22 protein-coding genes are annotated in these 25,328 nt (G+C 33.7%); 17 read left to right on the top strand and 5 right to left on the bottom strand.

Annotated features, from left to right (window positions below):
• Positions 1-197: 197 nt before the first annotated feature.
• Together FNW52_RS19195 and FNW52_RS19200 are read left to right on the top strand one after the other, a co-directional pair.
• Positions 198-1,532, top strand: coding sequence for a hypothetical protein (locus tag FNW52_RS19195; protein WP_143379089.1), 1,335 nt, complete (start codon positions 198-200; stop codon positions 1,530-1,532).
• Positions 1,516-1,956 carry a hypothetical protein gene (locus FNW52_RS19200; protein WP_143379090.1) on the top strand — a complete coding sequence of 147 codons (441 nt, stop codon included), beginning with the start codon at positions 1,516-1,518 and terminating at the stop codon, positions 1,954-1,956. Before FNW52_RS19195 ends, FNW52_RS19200 begins: the two co-directional genes overlap by 17 nt.
• A 1,402-nt stretch (positions 1,957-3,358) precedes the next feature.
• Here the strand turns inward: FNW52_RS19200 and FNW52_RS19205 are convergent.
• Positions 3,359-4,270, bottom strand: coding sequence for an SDR family oxidoreductase (locus tag FNW52_RS19205; RefSeq protein WP_143379091.1), 912 nt, complete (start codon positions 4,268-4,270; stop codon positions 3,359-3,361).
• 740 nt (positions 4,271-5,010) lie between these two features.
• Here FNW52_RS19205 and FNW52_RS19210 point away from each other — a divergent pair.
• From FNW52_RS19210 to FNW52_RS19255, 10 genes are all read left to right on the top strand, one after another.
• Entirely contained in the window at positions 5,011-5,463 is a 453-nt protein-coding gene (locus tag FNW52_RS19210; protein ID WP_143379092.1) for a DUF4442 domain-containing protein, read from the top strand.
• Positions 5,464-5,796: 333 nt separating this feature from the next.
• Positions 5,797-6,372 (top strand): nucleotide exchange factor GrpE, encoded by a 576-nt coding sequence (locus FNW52_RS19215; RefSeq protein ID WP_143379093.1) that lies wholly within the window; start codon positions 5,797-5,799, stop codon positions 6,370-6,372.
• 146 nt (positions 6,373-6,518) lie between these two features.
• Entirely contained in the window at positions 6,519-7,634 is a 1,116-nt protein-coding gene (gene dnaJ, locus FNW52_RS19220) for a molecular chaperone DnaJ (protein ID WP_143379094.1), read from the top strand.
• Between the two features lie 120 nt (positions 7,635-7,754).
• Positions 7,755-8,672, top strand: a complete 918-nt coding sequence (locus FNW52_RS19225) for an ABC transporter ATP-binding protein (protein WP_143379095.1) — start codon at positions 7,755-7,757, stop codon at positions 8,670-8,672.
• Positions 8,673-8,766: 94 nt separating this feature from the next.
• Positions 8,767-10,083, top strand: coding sequence for an ABC transporter permease (locus FNW52_RS19230; RefSeq protein ID WP_143379096.1), 1,317 nt, complete (start codon positions 8,767-8,769; stop codon positions 10,081-10,083).
• A 38-nt stretch (positions 10,084-10,121) separates the two neighbouring features.
• Positions 10,122-11,285, top strand: coding sequence for a sigma-54 dependent transcriptional regulator (locus FNW52_RS19235; protein WP_143379097.1), 1,164 nt, complete (start codon positions 10,122-10,124; stop codon positions 11,283-11,285).
• A 55-nt stretch (positions 11,286-11,340) separates the two neighbouring features.
• Positions 11,341-11,997, top strand: a complete 657-nt coding sequence (locus tag FNW52_RS19240) for a DEAD/DEAH box helicase (protein ID WP_143379098.1) — start codon at positions 11,341-11,343, stop codon at positions 11,995-11,997.
• 176 nt (positions 11,998-12,173) lie between these two features.
• Positions 12,174-12,887: an alpha/beta hydrolase gene (locus tag FNW52_RS19245; protein WP_255515656.1), complete on the top strand. Its 714-nt coding sequence runs from the start codon at positions 12,174-12,176 to the stop codon at positions 12,885-12,887.
• Positions 12,888-12,920: 33 nt separating this feature from the next.
• Positions 12,921-13,139: a putative signal transducing protein gene (locus tag FNW52_RS19250; protein WP_143379100.1), complete on the top strand. Its 219-nt coding sequence runs from the start codon at positions 12,921-12,923 to the stop codon at positions 13,137-13,139.
• A gap of 116 nt (positions 13,140-13,255) precedes the next feature.
• Entirely contained in the window at positions 13,256-14,068 is an 813-nt protein-coding gene (locus FNW52_RS19255; protein WP_143379101.1) for a Cof-type HAD-IIB family hydrolase, read from the top strand.
• Positions 14,069-14,139: 71 nt separating this feature from the next.
• Here FNW52_RS19255 and FNW52_RS19260 read toward each other — a convergent pair whose 3' ends face one another.
• The gene (locus tag FNW52_RS19260) at positions 14,140-14,661 is read right to left on the bottom strand and encodes a hypothetical protein (RefSeq protein WP_143379102.1); all 522 of its coding nucleotides are present in this window, start codon (positions 14,659-14,661) and stop codon (positions 14,140-14,142) included.
• A 744-nt stretch (positions 14,662-15,405) separates the two neighbouring features.
• On the opposite strand from FNW52_RS19260, the gene mtaB reads away from it, so the two are divergent.
• Complete coding sequence (gene mtaB / locus FNW52_RS19265) at positions 15,406-16,734, top strand: tRNA (N(6)-L-threonylcarbamoyladenosine(37)-C(2))-methylthiotransferase MtaB (RefSeq protein ID WP_143379103.1); 1,329 nt, start codon at positions 15,406-15,408, stop codon at positions 16,732-16,734.
• Between the two features lie 276 nt (positions 16,735-17,010).
• Here mtaB and FNW52_RS19270 read toward each other — a convergent pair whose 3' ends face one another.
• Both FNW52_RS19270 and FNW52_RS19275 read right to left on the bottom strand, forming a co-directional pair.
• On the bottom strand, positions 17,011-17,601 hold the full coding sequence (locus FNW52_RS19270; RefSeq protein ID WP_143379104.1) for a phospholipid scramblase-related protein: 591 nt from the start codon (positions 17,599-17,601) through the stop codon (positions 17,011-17,013).
• Between the two features lie 15 nt (positions 17,602-17,616).
• Positions 17,617-18,456: a hypothetical protein gene (locus FNW52_RS19275; RefSeq protein WP_143379105.1), complete on the bottom strand. Its 840-nt coding sequence runs from the start codon at positions 18,454-18,456 to the stop codon at positions 17,617-17,619.
• Between the two features lie 342 nt (positions 18,457-18,798).
• Here FNW52_RS19275 and FNW52_RS19280 point away from each other — a divergent pair, with 342 nt between their 5' ends.
• Together FNW52_RS19280 and FNW52_RS19285 are read left to right on the top strand one after the other, a co-directional pair.
• Positions 18,799-20,253: a hypothetical protein gene (locus FNW52_RS19280; RefSeq protein WP_143379106.1), complete on the top strand. Its 1,455-nt coding sequence runs from the start codon at positions 18,799-18,801 to the stop codon at positions 20,251-20,253.
• A gap of 78 nt (positions 20,254-20,331) precedes the next feature.
• Positions 20,332-22,092 (top strand): cytochrome c peroxidase, encoded by a 1,761-nt coding sequence (locus tag FNW52_RS19285; protein WP_143379107.1) that lies wholly within the window; start codon positions 20,332-20,334, stop codon positions 22,090-22,092.
• A gap of 51 nt (positions 22,093-22,143) precedes the next feature.
• On the opposite strand, the gene FNW52_RS19290 is transcribed toward FNW52_RS19285, so the two are convergent.
• Positions 22,144-22,653, bottom strand: a complete 510-nt coding sequence (locus tag FNW52_RS19290) for a hypothetical protein (RefSeq protein ID WP_185966042.1) — start codon at positions 22,651-22,653, stop codon at positions 22,144-22,146.
• Between the two features lie 227 nt (positions 22,654-22,880).
• Between FNW52_RS19290 and FNW52_RS19295 the strand changes: the two genes are divergently transcribed.
• Together FNW52_RS19295 and FNW52_RS19300 are read left to right on the top strand one after the other, a co-directional pair.
• Positions 22,881-24,263, top strand: a complete 1,383-nt coding sequence (locus tag FNW52_RS19295; protein WP_143379109.1) for an MATE family efflux transporter — start codon at positions 22,881-22,883, stop codon at positions 24,261-24,263.
• Between the two features lie 70 nt (positions 24,264-24,333).
• Positions 24,334-25,242, top strand: a complete 909-nt coding sequence (locus FNW52_RS19300; RefSeq protein ID WP_143379110.1) for a prohibitin family protein — start codon at positions 24,334-24,336, stop codon at positions 25,240-25,242.
• Positions 25,243-25,328: the final 86 nt, after the last annotated feature.

Consider the following 25,328-nt stretch of genomic DNA (forward strand, 5'->3'; position numbering starts at 1 on the left):
GTAATCATAGCGAAGACAACCATGAGTTTCATTCTAAAACAGAGTTGAAAAATAATAGCGCAGAGAAAACAAAACAACATTAGGATAAAAAGTCTGTCAAAAAACGGCAACTGCTTGAAAGTATAGTTTTTTGCCGTTCGAGATAGATGAATCGCAAAGCGAGAATATTTTTTACTACTAAATAACCAAATATAAAAATGACAAAACTTAGATATGTAAAAGGAAATATTACCAATATTGTTGGAGGAAAAACGAAAGTCTTTGCTAATGAAATAGAAATTAGCTCCAATAAAAACATTAATTATCATGCCCCAAAACACTCATATGGAGAACCTGAAGGTCCGCCAAAGAAAGTGTCAAAAACCAGAGTAAAAGAAATTGAACTCTTAACCCCACTCGATGATGGCTCTAAAAATGACAAAAGCGGAGGATTGCAACTAGGATTCGTCTTTGGTAAAGCATATCAGTTTAAAATAAAGAGCTTTACCAATGGCGCACCTGTAGCTACTAGTTTGATAAAATGGATGATAAAATACCATAGCCCCGCTCAAAACAAATGGATAGAAACACCTTTAAACGTAAAAGGAGATAACGTAAAAATAACGCTGAATGAAAAAGAGATGTGTGGGCGTTTTGTTTCTGTAAGAGCCTACATAGATGATCCAGAAACCGAAGGAGAACTTAAAAAATGGAAACATAATAGGTTTAGGTGGTTTGATAGAATGCTTGTTGAGGAAGAAATAAATGACAGGACAGATAATAAAAAACCATGGTTGGTAAACCAATCTGGTACTTCGCTTTGTGGCATGGCTTGTATCTTTTATTTATTTGCAAAAGATCAACCTCAAGCATATAAAAAATTCGCAAAAGAACTTTTTAGAACGGGAGAAGCTACTTTTAATAAATACACAGTTAAGCCAAGTATTGATGTTTTGAATAAACAACCTTTTATAAATGGTATTTTAAATGATAAACAGTTTCCTTGGCATTGGAAATTAATAAATAATGTTTCTGTAAAAATGTATATGCCTTTAATTGATTACATAACAATGGCAGGAACTAGAAATACAGATAATCCAAGTTACAAAGGAGGTAACGAAGAGTTTCAAGCAATAAATTGGCCTCCATTAATGACTAAGCTGTCTGAGGAATTTCTAGGATACAAAGACATTACTTCAAAAGGTGTTTATAATCCTGTTAAACCATTGATCTACACAAAGTATGCTATTGATGTTAGAATTGAGAATATAAATAATCAAATAAGAAATGGATATAGTCTTATTTTGATGATTGATGCAGATTTAATAGATGATGTTTGGGATACAGGTTCATTAGATTTACATTGGGTGGTTCTTGAAAGCGAAATCAAAGAAGTACAGATGTTGAATAAAAATGGTCAAATAGAATATGAGTTGGATTTTTCAGTATATACATGGGGGACAAGTCCTTTTGAAAGTAAACGATATTTGAAAAAACCAATCAGTAAGCATCATTTCATGAATAATTATAATGGTTATGTCAAAATTAAGTAAAATTATATTAGCGTTACTATTAATCTATAGTTGTGACAGAAATAAAGATGTCAAACTATGTGAAAAATATGTAGCTTCGGGTAATGGTTTTTTCATCCAATTTAAAAACATAGATACAACATCAACTATAAAAATCACAACAAGTAAGGGAAAAATAAATTATAGTCGGGAGAATTTATTTAATTCTAATAATATAAGTTATGGTGTCTATGGTAAAATTTTATTAGAAGATACCTTATATGTCAAACTAAATAGTAAAACATATAAGGTGTATGATTTTGAAAACATTGAAGAGGAAGGAATTGATGGAAGTAATCATAGAAAAATTAAGGTCTGTAGATTTTGTAGAGCCACTGTAAATGGAACAAAAATAAAGGATTATCGAAATAACGTACTTGTGTTTGATAAAAATATTTTAAATTAATTGTGTTCTGACTTAGTTATAAATAAGTAATTTCAAACAATAAATTGACCTCCATTAATAAATAAGCTATCTGAGGAATTTCTAGGATACAAAGACGTTACTTCAAAAGGTTTTTATAATCCTAAACCATTAATCTACACAGTATACTATTGATGTTAGAATTGAGAATATAAAAAATAGACATAGTCGTATTTTGATGATTGATGCAGATTTAATAGATGATATTTGAGATAAAAATTCATTTGACATACATTGGGTAGTTCTTGACAGTGAAATTAGAAAAGTACAAATAGTAAATAAAAATGGTCAAATAGAATATCAATTGGACTTTTCAGTATATACTTGGGGGACAAATCCTTTTGATTCTTCTAGATATGTAAAAAAACCAATTACTAAAATGCATTTTATGAATAATTATAATGGTTATGTCAAAATTAAGTAAGATAATTCTGCTTACATTGTTAGGTTTTTTATTGGCTATTTCAAGCATTATTGCTTTTGCAATATATATAATAGAAAATCCGTATATCGATTCATCAGAAATTCAGAAATGTGATGAGGACAGTAGAAGTAAATTTATTGTAAATGGAAGACCCTTATATATATGTATGGTTATGAAACAAATGAAATTAAAAAAACAAAAATCAGCTTAATAAAAAACAAAAATTCTAAATTCTAAATTTCATTCTGTAGCCTTAAATGACAATATTTATTTTACAAATGGTAAAGTTTCAAAATTAGATACTATACTAATTGAAATAAACAGGAATAAAATAAAATTATATGATTTTGTTAATGAAGGAGAAAAAATTAATGCAGGACAATATAAAGGACATTATTTATGTAGTTTAGATTACATTGAAGAAGGTGTGAGAGTATGTACGACATCGGACACTATTTATATAAACAAATAGAAATCTAAGCTAAATTACCTTGCCCCCGTTGTCGCGAGTAATAGGTAATAGTGGGCTAGTGCGATCTCAATGTCCCCACGCCGTCGCGAGCATTAGGTAACACTGGGCTAGTGCGAGCTTCAAGCTCGTACCCACAAAGTTGAGCAAACTAAACTACAACCCTAAAGAAGTTGTAGTTTATAGTTTTTGGGATATTTATATTCACAATAGAAAACAAAACCGTAGAGCACGATTTGGTCGTTATAGAAGTAATTCCCGTTGTGCAAAGTCTTCAGACCTTTGCGCCAATATCGTTTAAACGTATCTAGTCAGAGAACAAGTTTCATCCTTGTTTGTTTATTAAATGATTAGTTTTACAAAGATATGAGTCAGAGACATTTTTGTAGCCCGCATGAAAACGTTAGGTACTCTTCGAAGAGCTGGGGGTAGCCAGCTTCCATCCCTCGAGCAGATCATCCTCGATTCTGAAGTTTTCCCAGAGATGGTATTTAATCGGCAGCTGTTCCATATAAGGCTACAACCCACCGCCGGGGAAGTATCCGGATAAAAAATGAACTGATCTTCGCAAGAGTTCCAGGAATGATCATCATTTTTCCCCGCAGCGTATTGCGAACTGCAATTTCACCAACTCTTTCCGGCGGCACAGCCATCTTCAGACCAAACCAGCCAAGGTGTTTCTTTGTATATTGAACAATCTCTGGTTTGGTAAACACAGGACCAGGACTCAGACAACTCACACTAATACCTTTTTTTCGCAACTGCTGGCGCAAGGAGTAACTGAAAAAGATGACTGCTGATTTAGTTGCAGAATACATGTTTTTAATAGGAATAGGGGCAAGTCCGGCCATACTTGCAACATTCAGTATATAAGACGGTTTGTTTTTCTCTAGAAGCGGCAACAAGGTAAGAGTCAAGGCCATGCACGACTCCACATTTAGACGCACCATATACCGCAATGAATCAAGAGGTAGGGATAAATAATCCTTTGGCCCTCCCAATCCGGCCACATTGCAAAGCATTTTTAAGTGTATATTTTTGCTTGTACACCATCTGGCGATTGAATCGGCAGTTGATTCGTGCTCCAAATCTAGTTTTAATAATTCAACATGAACTTTGTAATCCTTTTCCAGTCTTTCTTTAGCCTTATCCAGCGCATCCTGATGACGCGCAATCAGGATCAGGTTAAATTTCCTTTTTGCCAGAGCCTCGGCAATGCCATAACCAATTCCCTTGCTACCACCGGCAACCAGAGCATAATCTGAATGTTCAATACTTACGTTGGTCGGCTTCACATAAGACATAGAATCAATATTTGCCTGCGGGAGGCGCAACTCATCTTTCTGCGCACTGACAGGCAAACCAGTTAGGAAAAGCAGGGTGAACAAAAGAATAGCTTTCATTTAGTTATGTATGTTTTTCTATATAAGCAATTTAAGTATTATTTCGGCAAGTTTTAATGAAAGGCTAAGAAATTTGTATAAGTAAATAAATTGTGATTATTATTTGCTCTATTTCTCTCAGATTATTGCGAAGGATAATGAGCAGTATTTAAATTTGGCTCTTCAGGTTTGCGAAAGTTATCAAAGTAAAATAACTTCTAATATTATGGTTAATAACAGAAGGAATAGAAGACTTTCTTGGGCTATTTATACTATGCTTAGTTTGCCACTTAGTTTTCTAATTTCGTATGTGTATTGGTACTTGGTTCAGTAACTGTACCTCTTACCCCCCGCTGCGCATTCTATGTCAATGAAATCTATTGACTACTATGCGTTAGATTAATAAAGACTGTTCTTGTTTACTCTAAAGGTTTTGTTTTGCAGTGAGCGTGAAAGATTACTTCACAATACATTTATTTTCATAGGAGTTCAGTGAATTTCATTTGCGCCAAGTTACCGAAGTAAAGGCGCCCGATAGTTATCGGGAAGCCTGCCACCAGTAGGGAAAGGGGTAGAATAAGCGGTATGATGAGTTTGCCCCTTTTCCTAATGGTGGCAGGCCCAAATGGGTAGGAATAGTATTGCTTAAATAGGTTTATACTGTTTTGTAGATTTGATTAATGAAAAGAAATAGCGTTATTTATAGAATTTTTATATGTACGCATAGTATTTTTTGTATTTTAGCAAAAAAATAGCTCAAAATGGAATTAACAGTATCGAAATTCAATAGGTTTATATTTTTCAAGTTGCCGTCTGCTTTTTTATGCGGGGTTCGGTTGAAACATATTGACGAAAATAAATGTGTGGTCTCTGTAAAGCACCGCTGGATGAATCAAAATCCTTTTAATTCTATGTATTTTGCGGTTCAAGCAATGGCAGCAGAGTTATCTACAGGTGCTATGGTAATTTATCAAATTCAAAAAAGTGGTCGAAAAATATCGATGCTTGTAGCCAATAATAAATCTAATTTTTCTAAGAAAGCCACGGGACGAATCACTTTTGTTTGCAATGACGGGCATTTAATAGCCGATGCCATTCAGAAAACAATTGCAAACGGCGAGGGACAAACTTTTTGGATGAAATCGATAGGAACCAATGAAGAAGGCGTGCAGGTTTCTGAAATGGATTTTGAATGGAGTGTTAAGTTAAAATAGAAGCTCTAAATTATAAAAGCAAAAAAAAAGCTTCGTTGTATAAACGAAGCTTTTTTTAATATAAGGCAATGATGAATTAATAATTATATAGAAAACAACCTTAAATTTATGTTCTTGAGAGTTGTATGCTGCGGGGTGGAATAAAATCCAACTTCAAAAATAGGAAAACTATAGCGTAATAGTCTTAAAATTATATTAAAATTACGCTTGCAATTTTGTCTGATTTTGAAGGGAAAATTTAATGATTTTAATTAGATTTTAAATAAAGATGACAATTTGACATTTTATAAGTTTTGGCAGTACTTTTGCAATCCATAAAAAAGAATAAAAACGATGTTTAAGAATTTTTTTAAAAATAAAAGTAATATGACTACAGAAAATACAGAATTCGATCAAGAAATAGATGAGGTGACATTAGAGAATAATGCAAATGGTGAGCAACTTATTATTGAAGAATTAAGTGTTGAAGAACAATTAACGCAAGACTTAGCCAAAGAAAAAGATAAGTTTTTAAGGTTATTTGCTGAATTTGAAAATTACAAAAGAAGAACTACAAAAGAAAGAATTGAGTTGTTTAAAACGGCTAACCAAGAAGTATTACTTGCGATGTTACCTGTTCTAGATGATTTTGATAGAGCAATGGTTGAAATCAACAAATCAGATGATGAGTTGTTGACAAAAGGAGTGGAGTTGATCCATGAGAAACTAAAAAATGCTTTGGTAGCTAAGGGATTAGAGCAAGTTGATGTTAAAGCCGGAGATGTATTTGATGCTGATTTTGCCGAAGCAATTACTCAAATTCCAGCTCCATCAGATAAGCTGAAAGGAAAAATTGTAGATGTTCTTGAAAAAGGATACAAGTTGGGTGACAAAACTATTCGTTTTCCAAAAGTGGTAATTGGGAATTAAAAAAATAAAAAAAAATAAAAAAAATTCCAAATTCCAAATTCCAAAATGAAATTAATTTAAGGACAAATTTGCAGTTCTTTAAATTGGTATTTGGAATTTAAAAATATCGGAATTTACTTTTAGTTTTTTTAGAATTTACTTTATTTATGAAAAAAGATTTTTACGAAATATTAGGCATTACAAAAGGTGCAGATGCTGTTGAAATTAAAAAAGCATACAGAAAAAGTGCATTAAAGTACCATCCTGACAAGAATCCTGGCGACAAAGAGGCAGAAGAAAAGTTCAAGTTGGCTGCCGAAGCTTATGAAGTATTGAGTGATCCTGCCAAAAAAGCAAAATACGATCAGTACGGTCATCAAGCATTTGATGGTTCTGGCGGATTTGGCGGTGGCGGTCATGGCGGAATGAATATGGATGATATCTTTAGTCAGTTTGGAGATATTTTCGGTAGTGGTTTTGGTGGTTTTGGCGGAGGCGGAGGCGGTGGCCCTCGTCGCGTAAAAGGAAGCAATTTGCGTATAAAAGTAAAATTGACTCTGGAAGAAATCGCTAATGGTGTAGAGAAAAAAGTAAAAGTAAAACGTAAAGTTCAAGCTCAAGGTGTTTCGTATAAAACCTGTTCTACCTGTAACGGTCAAGGACAAGTAATGCGTGTTACCAACACCATTTTGGGTAGAATGCAATCGGCTTCAACTTGTCCTACATGTGGGGGTTCTGGTCAAATTTTAGACAGAAAACCAAACGATGCCGACTCTCAAGGTATGGTTATAGAAGATGAAACCGTTTCTATAAAAATTCCTGCAGGAGTGGTAGACGGAATGCAACTTAAAGTTTCCGGTAAAGGAAATGATGCTCCAGGGAACAGCGTTCCCGGAGATTTAATTGTTGTTATCGAAGAAATTGAACACGAATTTTTGAAACGTGAAGGTGAAAATCTTCATTATGATTTATACATCAGTTTTGCCGAAGCGGTTCTTGGAATTTCAAAAGACATCGATGCCGTAAACGGAAAAGTGAGAATCAAACTGGAAGAAGGAATTCAATCTGGTAAAATTTTACGATTAAAAGGAAAAGGTATTCCAAGTATCAATGGATATGGTAGCGGCGATTTGCTGGTACACGTAAATGTTTGGACTCCAAAAACCTTGAACAAAGAGCAAAAACAGTTTTTTGAAAAAGCGTTAACGGATGAGAATTTCATTCCAAGTCCTGAAAAATCAGATAAATCATTTTTTGAAAAAGTAAAAGATATGTTTTCTTAAATTTTTTAAACATTAAAAATACAAACCCATCCTGAATTAAATTAAGGATGGGTTTTTTATTGTATAATTAAAGTATTTCGGCTTGAAATTATTTACTTTTACGCCAATTAAAAAAGTAGCATGAGTAATATACTTGAAGTAAATAAAGTCGTAAAGCGATACGGTGATTATGTGGCGCTTAACGAGGTTTCTTTGACCGTTCCCAAAGGAAGTATATACGGACTTCTAGGCCCAAATGGAGCAGGGAAAACCTCTCTTATCCGAATCATCAATCAAATTACTTTACCCGATAGTGGCGAAATCATCCTTGACGGTGAAAAGCTTCAGCCCAAACACATACAGCATATTGGATATCTTCCCGAAGAAAGAGGGTTGTATAGCAGTATGAAAGTGGGGGAACAATGTTTGTATTTGGCACAAATGAAAGGCTTGTCTAAAGCCGAGGCCAAAAAGCAACTCGATTATTGGTTTGATCGCCTGGGTATTCAAGGTTGGTGGAATAAGAAAATTCAGGAGTTGTCTAAAGGGATGGCACAGAAAATTCAATTTGTGGTTTGCGTTTTGCACAAACCTAAATTATTGATTTTCGATGAGCCTTTTTCTGGTTTCGATCCTGTAAATGCCAATGTGATCAAAGATGAAATTTTGGCATTGAGAGAGGAAGGAGCCACGATTATTTTTTCGACACACAGAATGGAAAGCGTAGAGGAATTGTGTGATCATATTGCATTAATTCACAAATCGAATAAGTTGATAGAAGGAAAACTGATCGACGTAAAAAGACAATTCAAAACCAATAGTTTTGAAGTGGGCATTTTGTCGGATAATGTAGAGGGATTGATGTTTGATTTAACCCAAAAATTCACAGTAGGACAAGCCAGTTTCAAATCATTAAATGACGAAATAAAATTAGAGATTCAACTCGGGAATGGGACGCCAAATGAATTACTGAATATCCTAACACAACGCGGACAAGTAACTCATTTTGTTGAAAAAATCCCAAGTGTGCACGATATTTTTATTCAAACGGTCAGTTAATTTTAGATTTTAGAATTTAGATTTTAGATTGAAAAAATCTCAAAATCCTTATTCTCAAGTCTGAAATCTGAAATCAAAAATCTAAAATTTAAAAATGAGTATAATTTCATTAATCATAAAAAGAGAGTTTATTGCCAAAGTTCGCAATAAGTCTTTTATCGTCATGACTTTTTTAAGTCCGTTGCTTTTTGTGGGTATTGCAGGGTTTGTTGCCTACCTAAGTTCCATGAAAGCGGATACTAAACGTATTGCGATTCACGATGAATCGGGTTTGTTCGTCAATGAATTTGTGGCTCTAAATGATAAAAACAGTGAATACAAATATCTGGATTTATCTACCATCGATATGCAGTTTCTTAAAGACAGCATTGCCAATGAAAACTATGAAGGCCTTCTTTATATACCCAAAACAAAGACGAACAAGGATTTAGAAAATAAAATAAAATTCATATCCAATAGTAGCCCAAGCATTATTTTTATAGAAAAGACTCAGGCTGTTATTGCTGACAAGTTGACCAAATCGAATCTGGAAATGGCTCATTTGGATACTTTGGCGATTAAAAATGCAAAGGCAGACATCAATATAAGTCTGTCAAAAGCCACTGGAGAAGAAAGTATCATAGGGCTGAATGAAATAAAAATCGCAATTGGTGGTGCTTTTGGGTATCTGATCATGATGTTCATCATCATTTATGGCAACATGGTCATGCGAAGCGTCATAGAAGAAAAAACAAACCGTATTGTTGAGATTATCATTTCATCGGTAAAACCATTTCAACTCATGATGGGAAAAATAATTGGTACTTCATTGGCGGGTTTGCTGCAATTTTTGATTTGGGCCATTATAGGTTTGTCTTTAATGTTTGCGGCATCTGTGTTTTTTGGAGTCAATATAGGGCCTACCTCTAGGGTTTCTCCAGAAATAATGCATGCTGCCCAGCAAGAATTTTCGGGAACAGCTCAGTTGTATATCAAAGAATTATGGAATTTGCCTATCGCCAGTATTTTGATCAGTTTTATCATTTATTTTATTGGAGGATATTTTCTTTATAGCTCTTTTTATGCAGCAATTGGCGCGGCAGTCGATAATCAAACCGATTCGCAACAATTTCTTTTGCCTATCATTATGCCATTGATGTTAAGTGTATATGTTGGATTTTTTACAGTAATCAATGATCCTCACGGAACTATTGCAGTGGTTTTTTCCATGATTCCATTAACGTCTCCTATTGTAATGCTTATGCGTATCCCTTTTGGAGTGCCGTGGTGGCAAATTGCAATTTCAGTATCTTTGTTGTTTGCTACATTTTTTGCAGTAGTTTGGTTTGCTGCCAAAATTTACCGAGTGGGAATTTTGATGTACGGAAAAAAGCCAACATGGAAAGAATTGTATAGATGGTTGAAATATTAAATGATTCACGCTACAAAGCAAAACTAAAATAGTTATTTATGTCAAAAATTCTAATTATAGAAGACGAAGAATCCATTAGAAGAGTATTAGTTAGTATACTCTCTGAAGAAAATGATTCTTATCAAGTTGATGTAGCCGAAGATGGTGTTGTGGGACTTGAAAAAATTAAAAATAACGACTATGATTTAGTTTTATGTGATATAAAAATGCCTAGAATGGATGGCGTGGAATTACTCGAAGCCGCCAAAAAAATAGATTACGAACTTCCTATAGTGATGATCTCAGGTCATGGTGATATGGAAACGGCTATCAATACCATGCGTCTTGGGGCTTTTGATTATATCTCGAAACCACCCGACTTAAACCGATTGTTGAATACGGTTCGAAATGCATTAGACAAAAAAAAGCTCGTTGTTGAGAATAAAATTTTAAAGAAAAAAGTCAGTAAAAAGCATGAGATAATTGGAAATAGCGAATCAATCAATCAGGTAAAAGTGATGATTGAAAAAGTAGCTAGGACGGATGCAAGAGTGTTGATTACTGGGCCAAACGGTACGGGAAAAGAATTGGTTGCCCATCAATTGCATACTAAAAGCGATCGGTCTAGTGCACCAATGGTCGAGGTTAATTGTGCTGCAATTCCAACTGAGTTGATAGAAAGCGAATTGTTTGGTCACATCAAAGGAGCTTTTACATCGGCCGTAAAAGATCGCTTGGGTAAATTTGAAGTGGCGAATAAAGGAACTATCTTCTTAGATGAAATTGGCGATATGAGTTTGTCGGCTCAAGCCAAAGTATTACGTGCCTTGCAAGAGGGTATAATTACCAGAGTGGGAGCAGAAAACGACATTAAAATTGATGTTCGTGTCATTGCTGCTACCAATAAAAATTTAAAAACTGAAATTGCCGAGGGTCGTTTCCGAGAAGATTTATACCATCGTTTGGCTGTAATTCTGATTAATGTACCTTCGCTGAATGACAGACGCGAAGATATACCAGCTTTGATCGAACATTTTACAAGACAAATTGCTTCCGAACAAGGAAATGCCATTAAGCATTTCTCTGAGGATGCCATCAATTTATTGAAAGAATACGATTGGACGGGTAATATTAGAGAATTGAGAAATGTTGTAGAACGCTTGATCATCCTTGGAGGGAATGAAATTTCCGAAAGTGATGTTAAAGCTTTTGCGAGTAAATAAATACTTTTTTAGATTTTAAATCTGAAATCTAAATTCTAAAATTTTAAATTAGAAAATGAAACTAAAAAAAATAAACGAAAAATTGCAAGAAGGCCTAGTTGAAAATGGTTTGACTGAGGCTAATGAGATGCAAAAAGAAACTTTTTCGACACTAAAAAGCGGTGCGGATGCCATTATTATTGCACCAAAAGGTTCAGGGAAATCTACAACTATTGTGATTAATGTGATTCAACAACTCGCTAATGGAACCGAAGAATCGCCACGTGCTTTGATTATTGTTGAAGACAAAGCCAAGGTTTTAGAGATGGAGGAACTTTTTGAAAAATACGGAAAATATACCGATCTTCAAGTTTATGGGGTACACGATAAAGGCGATATGGAATATGATAAAAATTATATTTCAACTGGAATTGATGTACTTATCGGAACGCCAAATAGATTAAGCGAAATGTTTACCACTGCTGGTTACAATGTAAATCGACTGAAAATGTTCATTCTGGATGATGCCGATCCTATTTTGAAATTGCGTCACGAAACAAAAATCATGCGTATTTCGAATAGTATTACAAAAACACAACGCATTATTTTCTCGGAACAACTTACCGAACGAATCGAAATTTTGGCTGAAAAAATGTTATTGGAACCTTTTGTCTTTGATTTTGATGAGGAATTTGAAGAGGATGAGGACGAGGAGGAAGATGTTGAGGAATAGTTTTTTGTATAGAACTTAAACTTATTGGCATGGCTGTAATCTAATTTCAAAAAGGGTTAAAGAAAGAAAGTATGGAGATATTAAAAACGTTTAGATTTATATTTGTAGTGATTTTTAGTTTTATTGCTGTAATTTATCTGCTCTTTATTACTTGCATATATTTTAATCAGATAGAAATGATTTTTGATAGTTCTAAATTGTCCAAAGATTATAAATTTCAATTTAGTCAAGAATTCGAAGAAATAAGTGTAAAATCTTTTGATAATAAAGAACAAAATGGGTTATTGTTCAAGGCGAAAGATTCTAAGGGACTTGTTTTTTATTTACATGGGAATTCTGGTGCATTAGATACATGGGGAGATATTGCTTCTGTTTACACTGAATTAGGATATGATATTTTTATTTTGGATTACCGAGGTTTTGGAAAAAGTGAAGGAACAATAGAAAGTGAAGAGCAAGTTTATAAAGATATTTCTTTTGCTTATAAAAAAATATTGACGAGGTATAAGGAGAATAATGTTGTTATAATTGGCTATTCAATTGGTTCAGGTTTTGCAACTAGATTGGCGTCAGATAATACTCCTCAAATGTTGATTTTACAATCGCCGTATTATAATTTTTTAGAATTTTCAAGTTCAAGAATTCCATACATGCCTAACTTTTTGAAAAAGTTTGAAATTGAATCTAATCTTTATTTAGTAAATGTAAAAGTGCCTGTTTTTATATTTCATGGGAAGGATGATTATTTAGTGCCAATTCAGAATTCAGAAAGATTAAGTAAGTTATTGAAAAAAGGAAGTCATTTTTATGAATTGAAAGATCAAGACCATTTACAAATGAATCAGAATTCAGATTACAGAGAAAGGCTGAAAAGCTTATTGCAAAAATAGAATAGTTACAATAATCAAAAAAATAATAACATCATGGGATTAATGAAAGTGTTTTCGGGAAGTGAGATTTTAGCTTTGGCTTTGCAAGAAAAAATTGAAGCTGCGGGAGTAGAAACTTCAATTAAAAATAACATTCAATCGGCTAGAATGTCGGGTTTTCCAAACTCAAACACAGCTGTTGAGGTTTTCATTCAAGAAACAGATTTTGCAAAAGCAAATCCAGTTATCGAAGAATTTAGGTTGAATATTTAAGATTGCAGATTAACGATTTTTGACCCGAGCGATAGCGAACTGGCGAAGCATTTAAGATTTAAACCTTGGACTAGATTTTAGAGCCAAGGTTTTTTAGCATTAGAATATTATAGAAAATGGAGCAAACAAAATACAAAATGATTGTTTTGGATATGGATGACACCTTGTTGACAGACGAGCATACCATATCGGAGGAGAATGCAGAGATGATTTTTAAAGCCCAAGAAATGGGTGTTTATGTGATTTTGGCATCAGGAAGACCAACGTCGGCGATGACCGCTTACGCCAAAGAATTGAAAATGGATTTTTATAATTCATTCATGATTTCTTATAATGGGGCTGTAATTACCGATTTGAAAGAAGATACAATTCTTTTTGAGCAAACCTTGACCAAAGAACAAATTCATGAATTGCATGACTACAGTTTAAAAAGTAAAACGCATATCATTACCTATATAAATGATGCCATTGTAAGCGAAACCGATTCGGAATACATTGATGTCGAAAAACATATTACGGGTTTAGAACACAATAAAGTGGCTAGTTTTAAGGAAGCTGTAAAGACTAATGCTGTAAAATGTATTTTGCTAGAGGAGCCTTCTTATCTTAAAACGGTAGAGGACGATTTGAAATTGGCCATGCCGCATTTAAGTGTTTCGATGTCAAAACCTTTTTTCTTAGAAGTAGCACAGAATGGTATTGACAAGGCTAATAGTTTGAAAATTCTAGCCAAAAAATTAGATATTCATCAAAGCGAAATTATTGCTGTTGGGAATGCAGGAAATGATTTAACGATGATAGAATATGCAGGTTTAGGTGTTTGGGTCGATAATGTAACTCCCGAATTGCGTGATAAAGGAGATGTTATAGTGGCGTCGAATAATGACCATGGAGTAGCAGAAGTGATTAGACGTTATATTTTGAATTAGAAACATTCAAAAAAAATAAAAAAAACCGTCTCATTCGAAAATGAGACGGTTTTTTTGTAAAATTGAAAATGCTATTTCTTCGCTACCGAAATGAAATAATTGTTTCCATCGCCCATCGTCAGTTTTACTCTTTCGTCACAAACATCTATACTGTATTTACCATTGTCGTAACATGTACAAGTTGTTGTTTTGTCTTTAGACATTTCATTATCGCATTTGCCTGTTTTGTAACCCGGCAATTGTGGAGTGTAAAAAGAAACCAAATCGGTTGAAGCGGTCACCAATGAAATAATACTTGCTGAGTTGTCATTAGCGATTCTATATACAATTCTATCGGTATAGTTGATGTTGTCTACCAAAACTTTTCGAATATAAGTATAGGAAGTTGAGGCTGTCTCAACTGATTTTTCTTCAAATTTAAAACCAAGAGTTCTGATGTCAAGGTTAAATTTTTCCTGTGAATTGTAACTCGCCCAAGCTGTCAATGTACTAATCGTTGGGAAAGGATTTTTAGTAGCTATGGTTGGTGTGGTTTGAGCTTGTGAGCAAAGGGTAATAAATAGTAGGGAGATTGTGAGGCAGAATGATTTCATTTTGTTGTTGTTATTTGTTTTTATATTGACCTACTCTTTATGGTTTTCGGCGATCCCATTTATTATTGTCTATTCAAAAAACACAATTATTTACTTCGTTTTTTTATCGAACTGAAATAATTTGCTGATTATAAAGAGGTTTGATTTGTATAGTTTTGAAATTCTTGTGAAAGAAGTTCAACTATGAAATAATATATTCTGACGGTTGATTATTTTTTAAATAGCAAATATCAGAATATATTTACGTTCTATAAAATTAACTCCATCTGGTAGTGATAAAGCTGATTTTAATCGGTTGTTTTTGGAGGCGTGAAATTATAACTTTAATAGATAAGAACAAAATAGGAGTGGTATTATTTTAACAATTTGTCAGTTTTTAAATAATGATGGCATTTGGTTTTTAAACCATTCAATTAGTTTTTTTTTAAGTAAATATTTTTCTTGGAAAAAACATTTTTTACTATGTATAGATTTAATAGATAGGAATTATGGTCTAGAGTTGTGAAAGCAAGAGATTTTACGACTATTTTTTGAAGTAAATTTATAGAAAAGAGTATTTCTTTTCTATTCAAATGCTTAGAGTGGTGTCTTTATTTTTATCTAGTTTCTTTTTGACGGTTTTGAATTGTTAATGCATTATAAGATGTTGTAATTCAATATTCTGTTGATTTCTTTATCTAGAATATTGTTCGTAAATTTGCACTCTCAATTTTTTGACAACGATTTCATTAATTGAGTTATCTTATGGAAAATAGAAAAAAAGTTGCCTTTTATACCCTTGGATGTAAGCTGAATTTTTCGGAAACATCAACAATTGCGCGTAATTTGCAGGATGAAGGTTTTGACCGGGTCGATTTTGAAGAAGTGGCGGATATGTATGTGATCAATACTTGTTCGGTTACAGAGAATGCCGATAAACAATTCAAGCAAGTCGTGCGCAAAGCGATGAAGTTGAATGATAAAGCATTTGTTGCCGCGGTAGGTTGCTACGCACAATTAAAACCAGAGGAATTGGCCAATGTCGATGGTGTGGATTTGGTTCTTGGGGCTACCGAGAAATTTAAACTAGCCGATTATATCAATGATTTGTCTAAAAATGATTTTGGAGAAGTGCATTCCTGTGAGATTGCCGAAGCCGATTTCTATGTAGGCAGTTATTCCATTGGTGATAGAACCCGTGCGTTCTTGAAAGTGCAAGATGGTTGCGACTATAAATGTACGTATTGCACAATCCCGTTGGCACGTGGAATTTCCCGTAGTGATGAATTGGAAAATGTATTGAAAAATGCGTATGAAATTTCAAAGCAAAACATCAAAGAAATTGTCTTAACAGGTGTGAACATTGGAGATTACGGAAAAGGGGAATTCGGGAATAAAAAACACGAACATACTTTTCTGGAATTAGTTCAAGCTTTGGATGAAGTAGAAGGAATCGAAAGATTGCGAATTTCGTCTATTGAACCTAATTTATTGAAGAATGAAACGATAGAATTTGTGTCAAAAAGTAGAACTTTTGTACCTCATTTTCACATTCCGTTACAATCTGGAAGCAATGATATTCTAAAATTGATGAAGCGTCGTTATTTGCGCGAAGTCTATACGGAACGAGTGAACAAAATTAGAGAAGTAATGCCGCACGCCTGTATTGGTGTGGATGTGATTGTGGGATTTCCAGGAGAAACCGACGAGCATTTCTTAGAAACCTATCATTTCTTGAATGAAATGGATATTTCGTATTTACATGTTTTTACGTATTCGGAACGTGATAACACCGAAGCTGTAGCCATGGAAGGTGTTGTTCCTGCCAATGTGAGGGCGAAAAGAAGCAAAATGTTGCGAGGTTTATCGGTAAAAAAACGTCGTGCTTTTTATGAAAGTCAATTAGGAACCAATAGAACAGTTTTGTTCGAAAGCGAAAATAAAGAAGGTTACATCCACGGTTTTACAGAAAACTATGTAAAAGTAAAAACACCTTGGAATCCAGAATTAGTCAACACTTTACACGAAATCAATTTGACAAAAATTGACGAGGATGGCAGTGTTCGAATGGAGTTCTTGAATATTGAGGTTTAAAAAAGATATTTTTTAAATTAAAGTATAGGTTCTGCTATGGATTAGGCCCTAATTCTTTCTTAATTTAAGAATTCGCAATAGTAGTATGGAGCTATAAAATCTGCTAAATCTGTGTGAAAAAATTTCAGCACGCGGATTTAGCAGATTTTTGTTTTTAACAAACTGTTTTTTTAATTGTTTATATGAATAGTTTTGCGTAAAATCGTGTAATACATGTTTTTTTTTACCCTACGTTAATTTGCTGTAGGCTGAATAGTTATTTTTATTGAATGATTTTTATCTCTCTTTCAAAACCATGTCAATACACATTACTGCAGCCATAATTAATTGTCTGTCAGTGTCGTTTTCTGTTACGGTTTCTTTAATTTGAAGCACATAATTATCGGCACTGGTAAAAAACTCTTTGCCTATTCCTGCCCATTTTTTGCTCACTTGCGCCAATTCGGTAGTGTCTTTTGTGAATTTAAAATCCCATCCTGTCCATTCTCCTTGTAGCAAGCAAACTGGTTTTAGGTTTTTGTCTACTACTTCAAATTTACCGCCTAAAGACCAAAATTTTTGTTTGAAATAACCAATTAATTGTTCTTTTCCGTTGTAAACTTCAACATCCGAACGAAAAAATGCTACACCACGCTTTACACTCAAAACTTTTTCGCCAGCGGTTGTGCTTACGACTACGTTAAAAGGTGTCATAGTTTTGTATTTCGTAAATCGGAGGATTTTTGTAAAAATTCCAAGACTGCTTTCTCTGCAATTCAGTATTATTTGGTTGTTTTCGGGATCATAAATGTCATAATTATTTGCGGCTTTGAACATCCCTACATGCTCCTTAATTAGAAAAAGATTCTTGTTTAGAATTGGATTCATTTTTTTTGTTTTTATTTAATGTTGAACTGATATTTTTAATTTGTAAATATTAGATTTTAAATCGGAGGTGTCATTATCCTCGCAAAGTAAAAACTCGATTGTTTCGTTGTTTTTTGAATACAAAGTAACGCCTTCAAATTTATGGGAATCACTGATTTTCTCGATGAAATCAATTTTCATGGTTTCAATATCGATGCGACCGATGCAGCTTCCTAGAATTTCTCCGTCCTTGTAAGTAGAGTTGGTATCTTCGGCTGTAGCCAAAAAATAAATTTTAGAGTCAACCAAAATGGCGTCGGTAAAACTGCTTCTAACTCCTTTTATTTTGGGTAGTTTGTAATGGTTGGAAAGGATATTGAATTCGTTCGTTAAGTTTTTTCCATGAATGGTAAAAACCACATTTTTTTTCGATTTTCCGTTGCCTCTATTGAAAAGAAACCAACTTTCTCCATTATAAATTGCTCCTTCAATGTTGAAATCGTCTGGTTTTATTTCGCCAAAACTTTGCATGACAGTATACAAATCGGTTAAATCGGTTTTCTCGAGAATTGTTTTGTTTTTGGAATCAATTCGGATCATTTTATTTCGATTTTCGGTGGAACCGGAACCAAAAACAAACACGCTATCTCCATAATGAGTAATGGCTTCAAAGTCGGATTTGTCTTTTTTGGGTGTATTTTCCATTGAATTTTCCTGTAAAGAATGACGTTTTAAGTCTTTTGAATCTATGGAGTATTCATAAAGAAAACCGCTATTGTCGCCTATAACAAGTAAAGTATTGTCTTTATATAGTAAACCTGATGCAGAACCGATTCCGATGATTTGAAATATAAGCTCTAATGTGAATTTTTCCATGATTTTATTTTGATAAAGGCAAGCCTAGCTCTGTCCCGATAGCTATCGGGAGTAGTGGAAATCCTTTGCTTGCTTTCTTTAAGCAAGCAAAGATTGTAACGTATAGCAGGAACAGCTTCTTAATTATTTAACTTGAAGGTGCAAATATAAAAAATTTCTTATGATGTTTATGGCTGGTGAAATTTTAATTGTATGCCCAAAACAGAAAAAAGAGGCAATGTAAATTTATTGTTTCGGTTTTTGAATTTAATCAGTTTTTATTTAAGTTTTGATAATATTAAATTCATTTTCAGTTTATAATATCAAGGTTTCTTTGCGATGAAAATTATAACAATTAACCAAATGAAAAAAATTATTCTATCGATGCTTGCAGTAGCATCATTAGTATCATGTAACAATGATAAAAATGAAGAAGAAAATCCTATTAACAGTACCGTTTTGGCAACAAATCAATCGGTAACTCCTGTTTTATTAAAAAAGCAAGCTGGTTTTGAGAAACTAGAATTATTTTCTCTTATTAGTTCTGACGATGTTTTGGCAGGGAGTCCAAATTTTGTTTTTGGAGGTTCAGCAGATGGATCAGGCTTGTTAAAAAATACAGATGGAACTTTTACATTCTTAGTAAATCATGAAGATAACTTTTCGGTATCTAGAATAACATTAGACAAAACATTCAAACCTGTAAAAGGAGAATATTTATTGAATTCTAAAGGTGGAACATGGAGATTATGTGGCGCTACAATGGCTACACCGGCAGAGCATGGTTTTGGACCAACGTATTTAACTTGTGGGGAATCTGGAGAAGAGTCTCGCACTCATGCTTTGAATCCTTATGGAGATGTAGGAGAAGCAAGTGTTTCTAAAGAGTTATCAGGTTTTGGGCGTTTAAGTGCCGAAAATGCTTTGCCTTTAAAAAAATCAGCATTCGCAGGTAAAACTGTTGTAGTTATTGGAGATGACGATTCTGGAACTTATGGAGGTCAGTTGTTTATGTACGTGGCTAATACGGTTGGGGATCTTACAAACGGTTCTTTGTATATGATGAAAAGAACAGATGGTAACCAAAGAGAAAAAGACATGGTTACCGGGAAGGATTATCCCGTTTCTTTTGTGAAAATAGAAAATCATACTACTTTGACTGGTGCTCAAATCAATGCTTCGGTAAATACATTATCGGCTATCAAATTTGGTAGAGTTGAAGATTTAGATTATAGAAAAGGTGGTGATGCTGCTGATCGTGAAATCTATTTTAATGTTACGGGGCAAGATATCGTTAAAACAAATGCAGATGCGTCTAGAACAAAATATGGTAGAGTTTACAAACTAAATTTGGATGCTGCAAACCCATTAGCTGGAACTTTACAAGTGATTCTTGACGGAGACGATCGTTCAGGAATTGCAGGGAAATTTCAAAATCCGGATAATATTTGTGTGACAAAAAACTATGTGTATGTTGAAGAAGATGCAAACGGATATGGAGATGAAACTCACGATGGCTATATCTATCAATATAATATTGCTACAAAACAGCTAAAAGTAGTTGTTGAATTAGACCATCGTCGTACTGCAATAGATGCTGCAAAGTATAATGTAGGAGGAACTTCTAAATTTGGAGATTGGGAGTATGGTGGATTAATTGATGTTTCAGAACAATTGGGAATTGATGATACATTCTTACTAAGTGTTCAGCCTCATTCTTGGTCAGGTGAAAAATATAAAAACATAGATGGAGGAAACGGTCGTCCGAAAGAAGATCAAGCGAGTCAAATTGTTTTAATCAAAGGATTAGCGAGATAAATTTTAATTTTTTTTCAGAAATCCACGGTTTCATTTTTTTGAAACCGTGGTTTCTGTTTTTTACATTCAAATCATTTTATGAAAAATATTTTCTTTCTTTTTATTCTTTTTTTACTGTTTTATTGTTCAAATTCTAAATCAAATGCCGAACAAATCAATGATTTATACAAGATAGATTTAACTATTTTGCAAAAAGACGTTGCTCAATTGCAGCATTTAGTAGTAATTGATGCAACTCAAAAAGAACTGCAAACTCAATTTTTGAAAGCGCATCAAAGTTATAAAAGAATTGAGTCTATTAGTGAGTATTACTTCCCGACAGTTTCAAAATCAATAAACGGTCCAGCTCTAGAGGAGTATGAAGATGATGAGGGGATTACGGTTCCTCCTGCGGGGCTTCAAGTTATTGAAGAATATCTTTTTCCGGGGTATGATAAGAGCACTAAAAAAGATGTTGTAGAAGAAATGGGTATTCTTAACGCCAATTTGTATCGCTTAGAAATGGTTTCGAAAACGAATGACTTAACTGATTCTTCTGTTTTTGATGCGATGCGTTTAGAAGTTTTTAGAATTATTACTTTGGGAATAACGGGATTTGATTCTCCCATTGCTCTGAATTCTTTGGCTGAAGCCACAACCTCATTGGAAACAATAGAAAAACAACTTGTAATTTATGGGGAGGATAATCAAAATGGGACTGCTTTAAAAATTATAAAAGAAGGCAAAAACTATTTGAATAAAAATTCGAAGTTTAATGAGTTTGACCGAGCTTATTTTATCAAAAAGTATTTGAATCCTTTGAGTAAGGCGATTTATAGAACGCAGTTGGCTCTCAAAATACCATTTTTTAAAGAAAGCCGAGGATTAAGAGTGACGGCTCAAACTTTATTTGACAAAAAGGCTTTTGATCCCGAAGCTTTTTCGGGATTCCCGGATTATAAAACGACAAAAGAGAAAATAGAATTAGGAAAATTATTGTTTAATGATCCCATTTTGTCTGGAAATAATACTCGTTCCTGTGCTTCGTGCCATAATGCTGATAAGGCGTTTACGGATGGTTTAGAAAAAGCAGTTTCATTGGATGGTATGAAAATGGTAAAAAGGAATACGCCGACACTCTCCAATATTGCTTTTCAACGCAGCTTTTTTTATGATTCTAGAGTAAATTATCTCGAAGATCAGGCGGTTGCCGTAATTACAAATGAGAACGAAATGCACGGGTCTTTGGAGAAATCAGTTTCGGATTTAAAAAAGAGTAAAAAATATGCTGCCGATTTTGAGAAAGCATTTCCAAACAAAGAAATTTCTGCTTTTGCTATCAAAAATGCGCTAGCCTCTTACATTCGATCTTTGAGTAATTATGATGCTAGATTTGATGGGTATATTAGAGGAGAAGATAAATTTAATTTGGATGAAATTGCCGGTTTTAACCTTTTTGCTGGTAAAGCCAAATGTGCGACTTGTCATTTTATTCCGCTAACAAACGGAACGGTTCCTCCTAATTTTGATAGATCAGAAAGTGAAGTTCTCGGGGTTCCCGGAAAAAACAAAAAGATAGATGCTGATTCAGGGAAATTTGATTTGACAAATGCCGAAGTAAATCGCTATTCCTTTAAAACTCCAACAATTAGAAACATTGCATTAACGGGACCTTATATGCACAATGGTATTTTTAAAACTTTAGAAGAAGTGATTAATTTCTATGATCTTGGTGGCGGACAAGGTTTAGGTTTTAATTTGTCCAATCAAACTTTGCCAACCGATAAGTTGAATTTAACACCATTAGAAAAGAAACAACTAATAGCTTTTATGAAGACCTTGACCGATAAAAAATATTGATAAAGCAAAAAATGTCCTGAATTTCAGGACATTTTTTTGGATAATTATGTTTTATAATTTGAAACCATATGCAACTCGCAATGCAATTTGATCTGTATCGTATTCAGTGTATGCTTCATAGCGTAAACTTACATCGATGGCTTTATTAACGTATCCAATACCAGGTGACCAGATATAAGTGTTTTCGTCATAACCGTTTGTTACAGCAAAACCACCACCAACTTCGCCCATAATATAAAATTGATCTTCCCATACGAAAGCTTTAAAACCAGCTTTTACGGGAATAAAACCTAAATCGTTTACATTTGGATCGATGAATAAATTGGTGAAACCGGTTGTAAGTGTCACAGATGTCTTTTTAGAGAAATCATATTGAAGGCGAACATCGCCACCCAGCGACCAATCATAAGTGTCATTGTTTGTTGGAAGTCCTCCGTTGAGACCAATTCCTACTCGGAATCCTTGTTCATAGTTTTTTGTTTCTTGAGCTTGAGAATTGTTTGCAAATAATAGTGCAATTGCGAATACGAATAACACTTTAATTTTTTCTGTAATTTTCATAATTGAGATTTTAGTTACTATTTATTTTTTGATTGTTCTGTTTATTTGTTTCAAAACAACAGGACAAATGTAGGGTTCGGGTTTACTGGAATTGTTACAGAATTATGACACACTATTGTAGAATTACTTCATTTACGTAAAAAATACGAAAGAAAGGGATGTTATATTTTTAATACTATTGATGCAATTGAAAGCTTCTATTTATCTTTGTCAAAAAAAAACAAAAAGTGAACGTTGAACAATACACCAAAGAATTCTCATATAATATTAAATTGGCTTATCCTGTAATTCTAGGGATGCTGGGTCATACTCTGATAGGAATTGTAGATAATTATATGGTTGGGAATTTGGGTTCAACCGAGTTGGCAGCCGTTTCTTTGGGGAATAGTTTTATCTTTTTGGCTTTGGCAATTGGGATGGGTTTTTCTACCGCAATAACGCCTTTGATAGCCGAAGCTGATGCCGAGAAGAACGATAAGAAAATTAGAACTACCTTTCACCATGGCTTGTTATTATGCACCATTCTTGGAGTGTCGTTGTTTATTTTGACGGTGTTGTCAAAACAATTAATGTATTTTATGGATCAGCCTCAAGCGGTGGTTGCACTAGCAGCACCCTATATTGATTGGGTTGCTTTTTCCTTAATTCCAGTAGTAATCTATCAAGGGTATAAGCAATTTGCAGATGGATTGTCCTTGACCAAATATTCCATGTACTCGATTATTTTGGCTAATGTGGTGCATGTTATTTTTAATTATGTGTTGATTTACGGTTTTTGGATTTTCCCAAAACTAGGAGTTATAGGAGCAGCTTTGGGAACTGTGATTTCTAGAATTATGATGGTGGTTTTTATGCATTATCTCATGAAGCACAATGCGGTTATGAAACAGTATTTTAAAAACTTTACTTTTAAAGAAATAAAAAAATCAATCCTTAAAAAAATTATAGATCTTGGTTTTCCTTCGGCCATGCAAATGCTGTTTGAAGTGACTTTGTTCACCGCGGCAATCTGGCTTTCAGGTTCTTTGGGTAAAAACAGTCAGGCTGCGAATCAAATTGCGCTTATATTGGCTTCCTCAACGTTTATGGTAGCTATGGGTATGAGTGTTACGGCCATGATTCGAGTAAGTCATGCTAAAGGGATGAATGATTATAAAAATTTGATAATTGTGGCACGTTCCATTTTTTTATTAGCCGTTATGCTTGAAGCTTTTTTTGCAATTATTTTCGTTGTTTTCCATAATTACTTGCCTCATTTGTTTTTAAACATGAACGATCCAGCTCAGGTTTTAGACAATAAAGAAATCATATTTATTACTTCAAAATTATTATTGATAGCGGCAATTTTTCAAATTTCAGATGGAATTCAAGTGGTGGTTTTGGGGGCATTAAGAGGTTTGCAAGATGTAAAAATTCCAATGTACATTACCTTTGTTGCCTATTGGGTAATTGGTTTTCCAATTTCTTTTTATTTAGGAAAATATACAGACTTAAAAGCGGTTGGTGTCTGGATTGGTCTTTTGGCAGGGTTAACTGCTGCAGCTTTGTTTTTGTACATTCGGTTTGCTCGTTTGACAAAAAAGTTGGTTTTAGAAAATTTAGAAAAATAAAGTGTTTGTAAGAATGTAACTTATAATTGGTTTTCTCGTATAATCATTGTACCAATTAAAAACTATAAAAATGATACTATTTATTATTCTTGGAATAATTTTACTGATTCTTGGATTTGTATTAAAAAACAATGTCAATCCGTTTTCTAAATTCTCGGGTTTATTGAGCATTATTGGAGTTGTTTTGATTTTGTTAGGACTTTTTTCTTCGATGTTTAAGCAAATAGATGCTGGAAAAGTGGGAGTGAAGTCTCTTTACGGAAGTGTAGATTCGGATGTGTTAGAAAGTGGTTTGCATGTTATAAATCCACTTTTAGATATAACCGAATTTGATATTCAAACTCAAAATTACACCATGTCTGCCGTTCATAATGAAGGAGCTCAAGAAGGGGACGATGCCATTCGGGTTTTGTCTAATGATGGACTGGAAGTAGTTATTGATTTGACGGTTTTGTATCGCGTGGTTCCTACCGATGCTCCAGTTATTTTTAAGAAAATTGGAGTAGATTATACCGATAAAATTGTTCGTCCTGTAACTCGAACCCGTATTCGTGACAACGCTGTTTATTATGATGCCGTGGCTTTGTATTCTACCAAAAGGAATGAATTTCAACAGCGAATTTTTAAGAGTATTGAAGCCGATTTTAAATTGAGAGGTTTGGTTCTGGAGCAATTATTAATACGTAATATCAATCTTCCAACATCTGTAAAAGCGTCGATAGAAAGTAAAATCAATGCAGAACAAGATGCTCAAAAAATGACATTCGTACTTCAAAAAGAAAAACAGGAAGCCGAGCGTAAAAGAGTAGAAGCGCAAGGTATAGCCGATTACCAACGAATTATTTCTCTTGGCTTAACAGATAAACAACTGCAATACGAACAAATTAAAGCGCAAAAAGAGTTGGCAGCTTCTCCAAATTCTAAAATTATTTTTATGAATGGAAAAGGAAGTGCACCCGTTATTTTGTCGGATAAATAAATTAAAATGACTTTTAGAGAATAGAATATAGATGATAGACTTTTAAAAAAAAGTTCTGTGTTTTTGTCTTTGTTCTATTCTCTATT

The sequence above is a fragment of the Flavobacterium sp. ZT3R18 genome, from assembly GCF_007097385.1.
Classification (GTDB): Bacteria; Bacteroidota; Bacteroidia; order Flavobacteriales; family Flavobacteriaceae; genus Flavobacterium.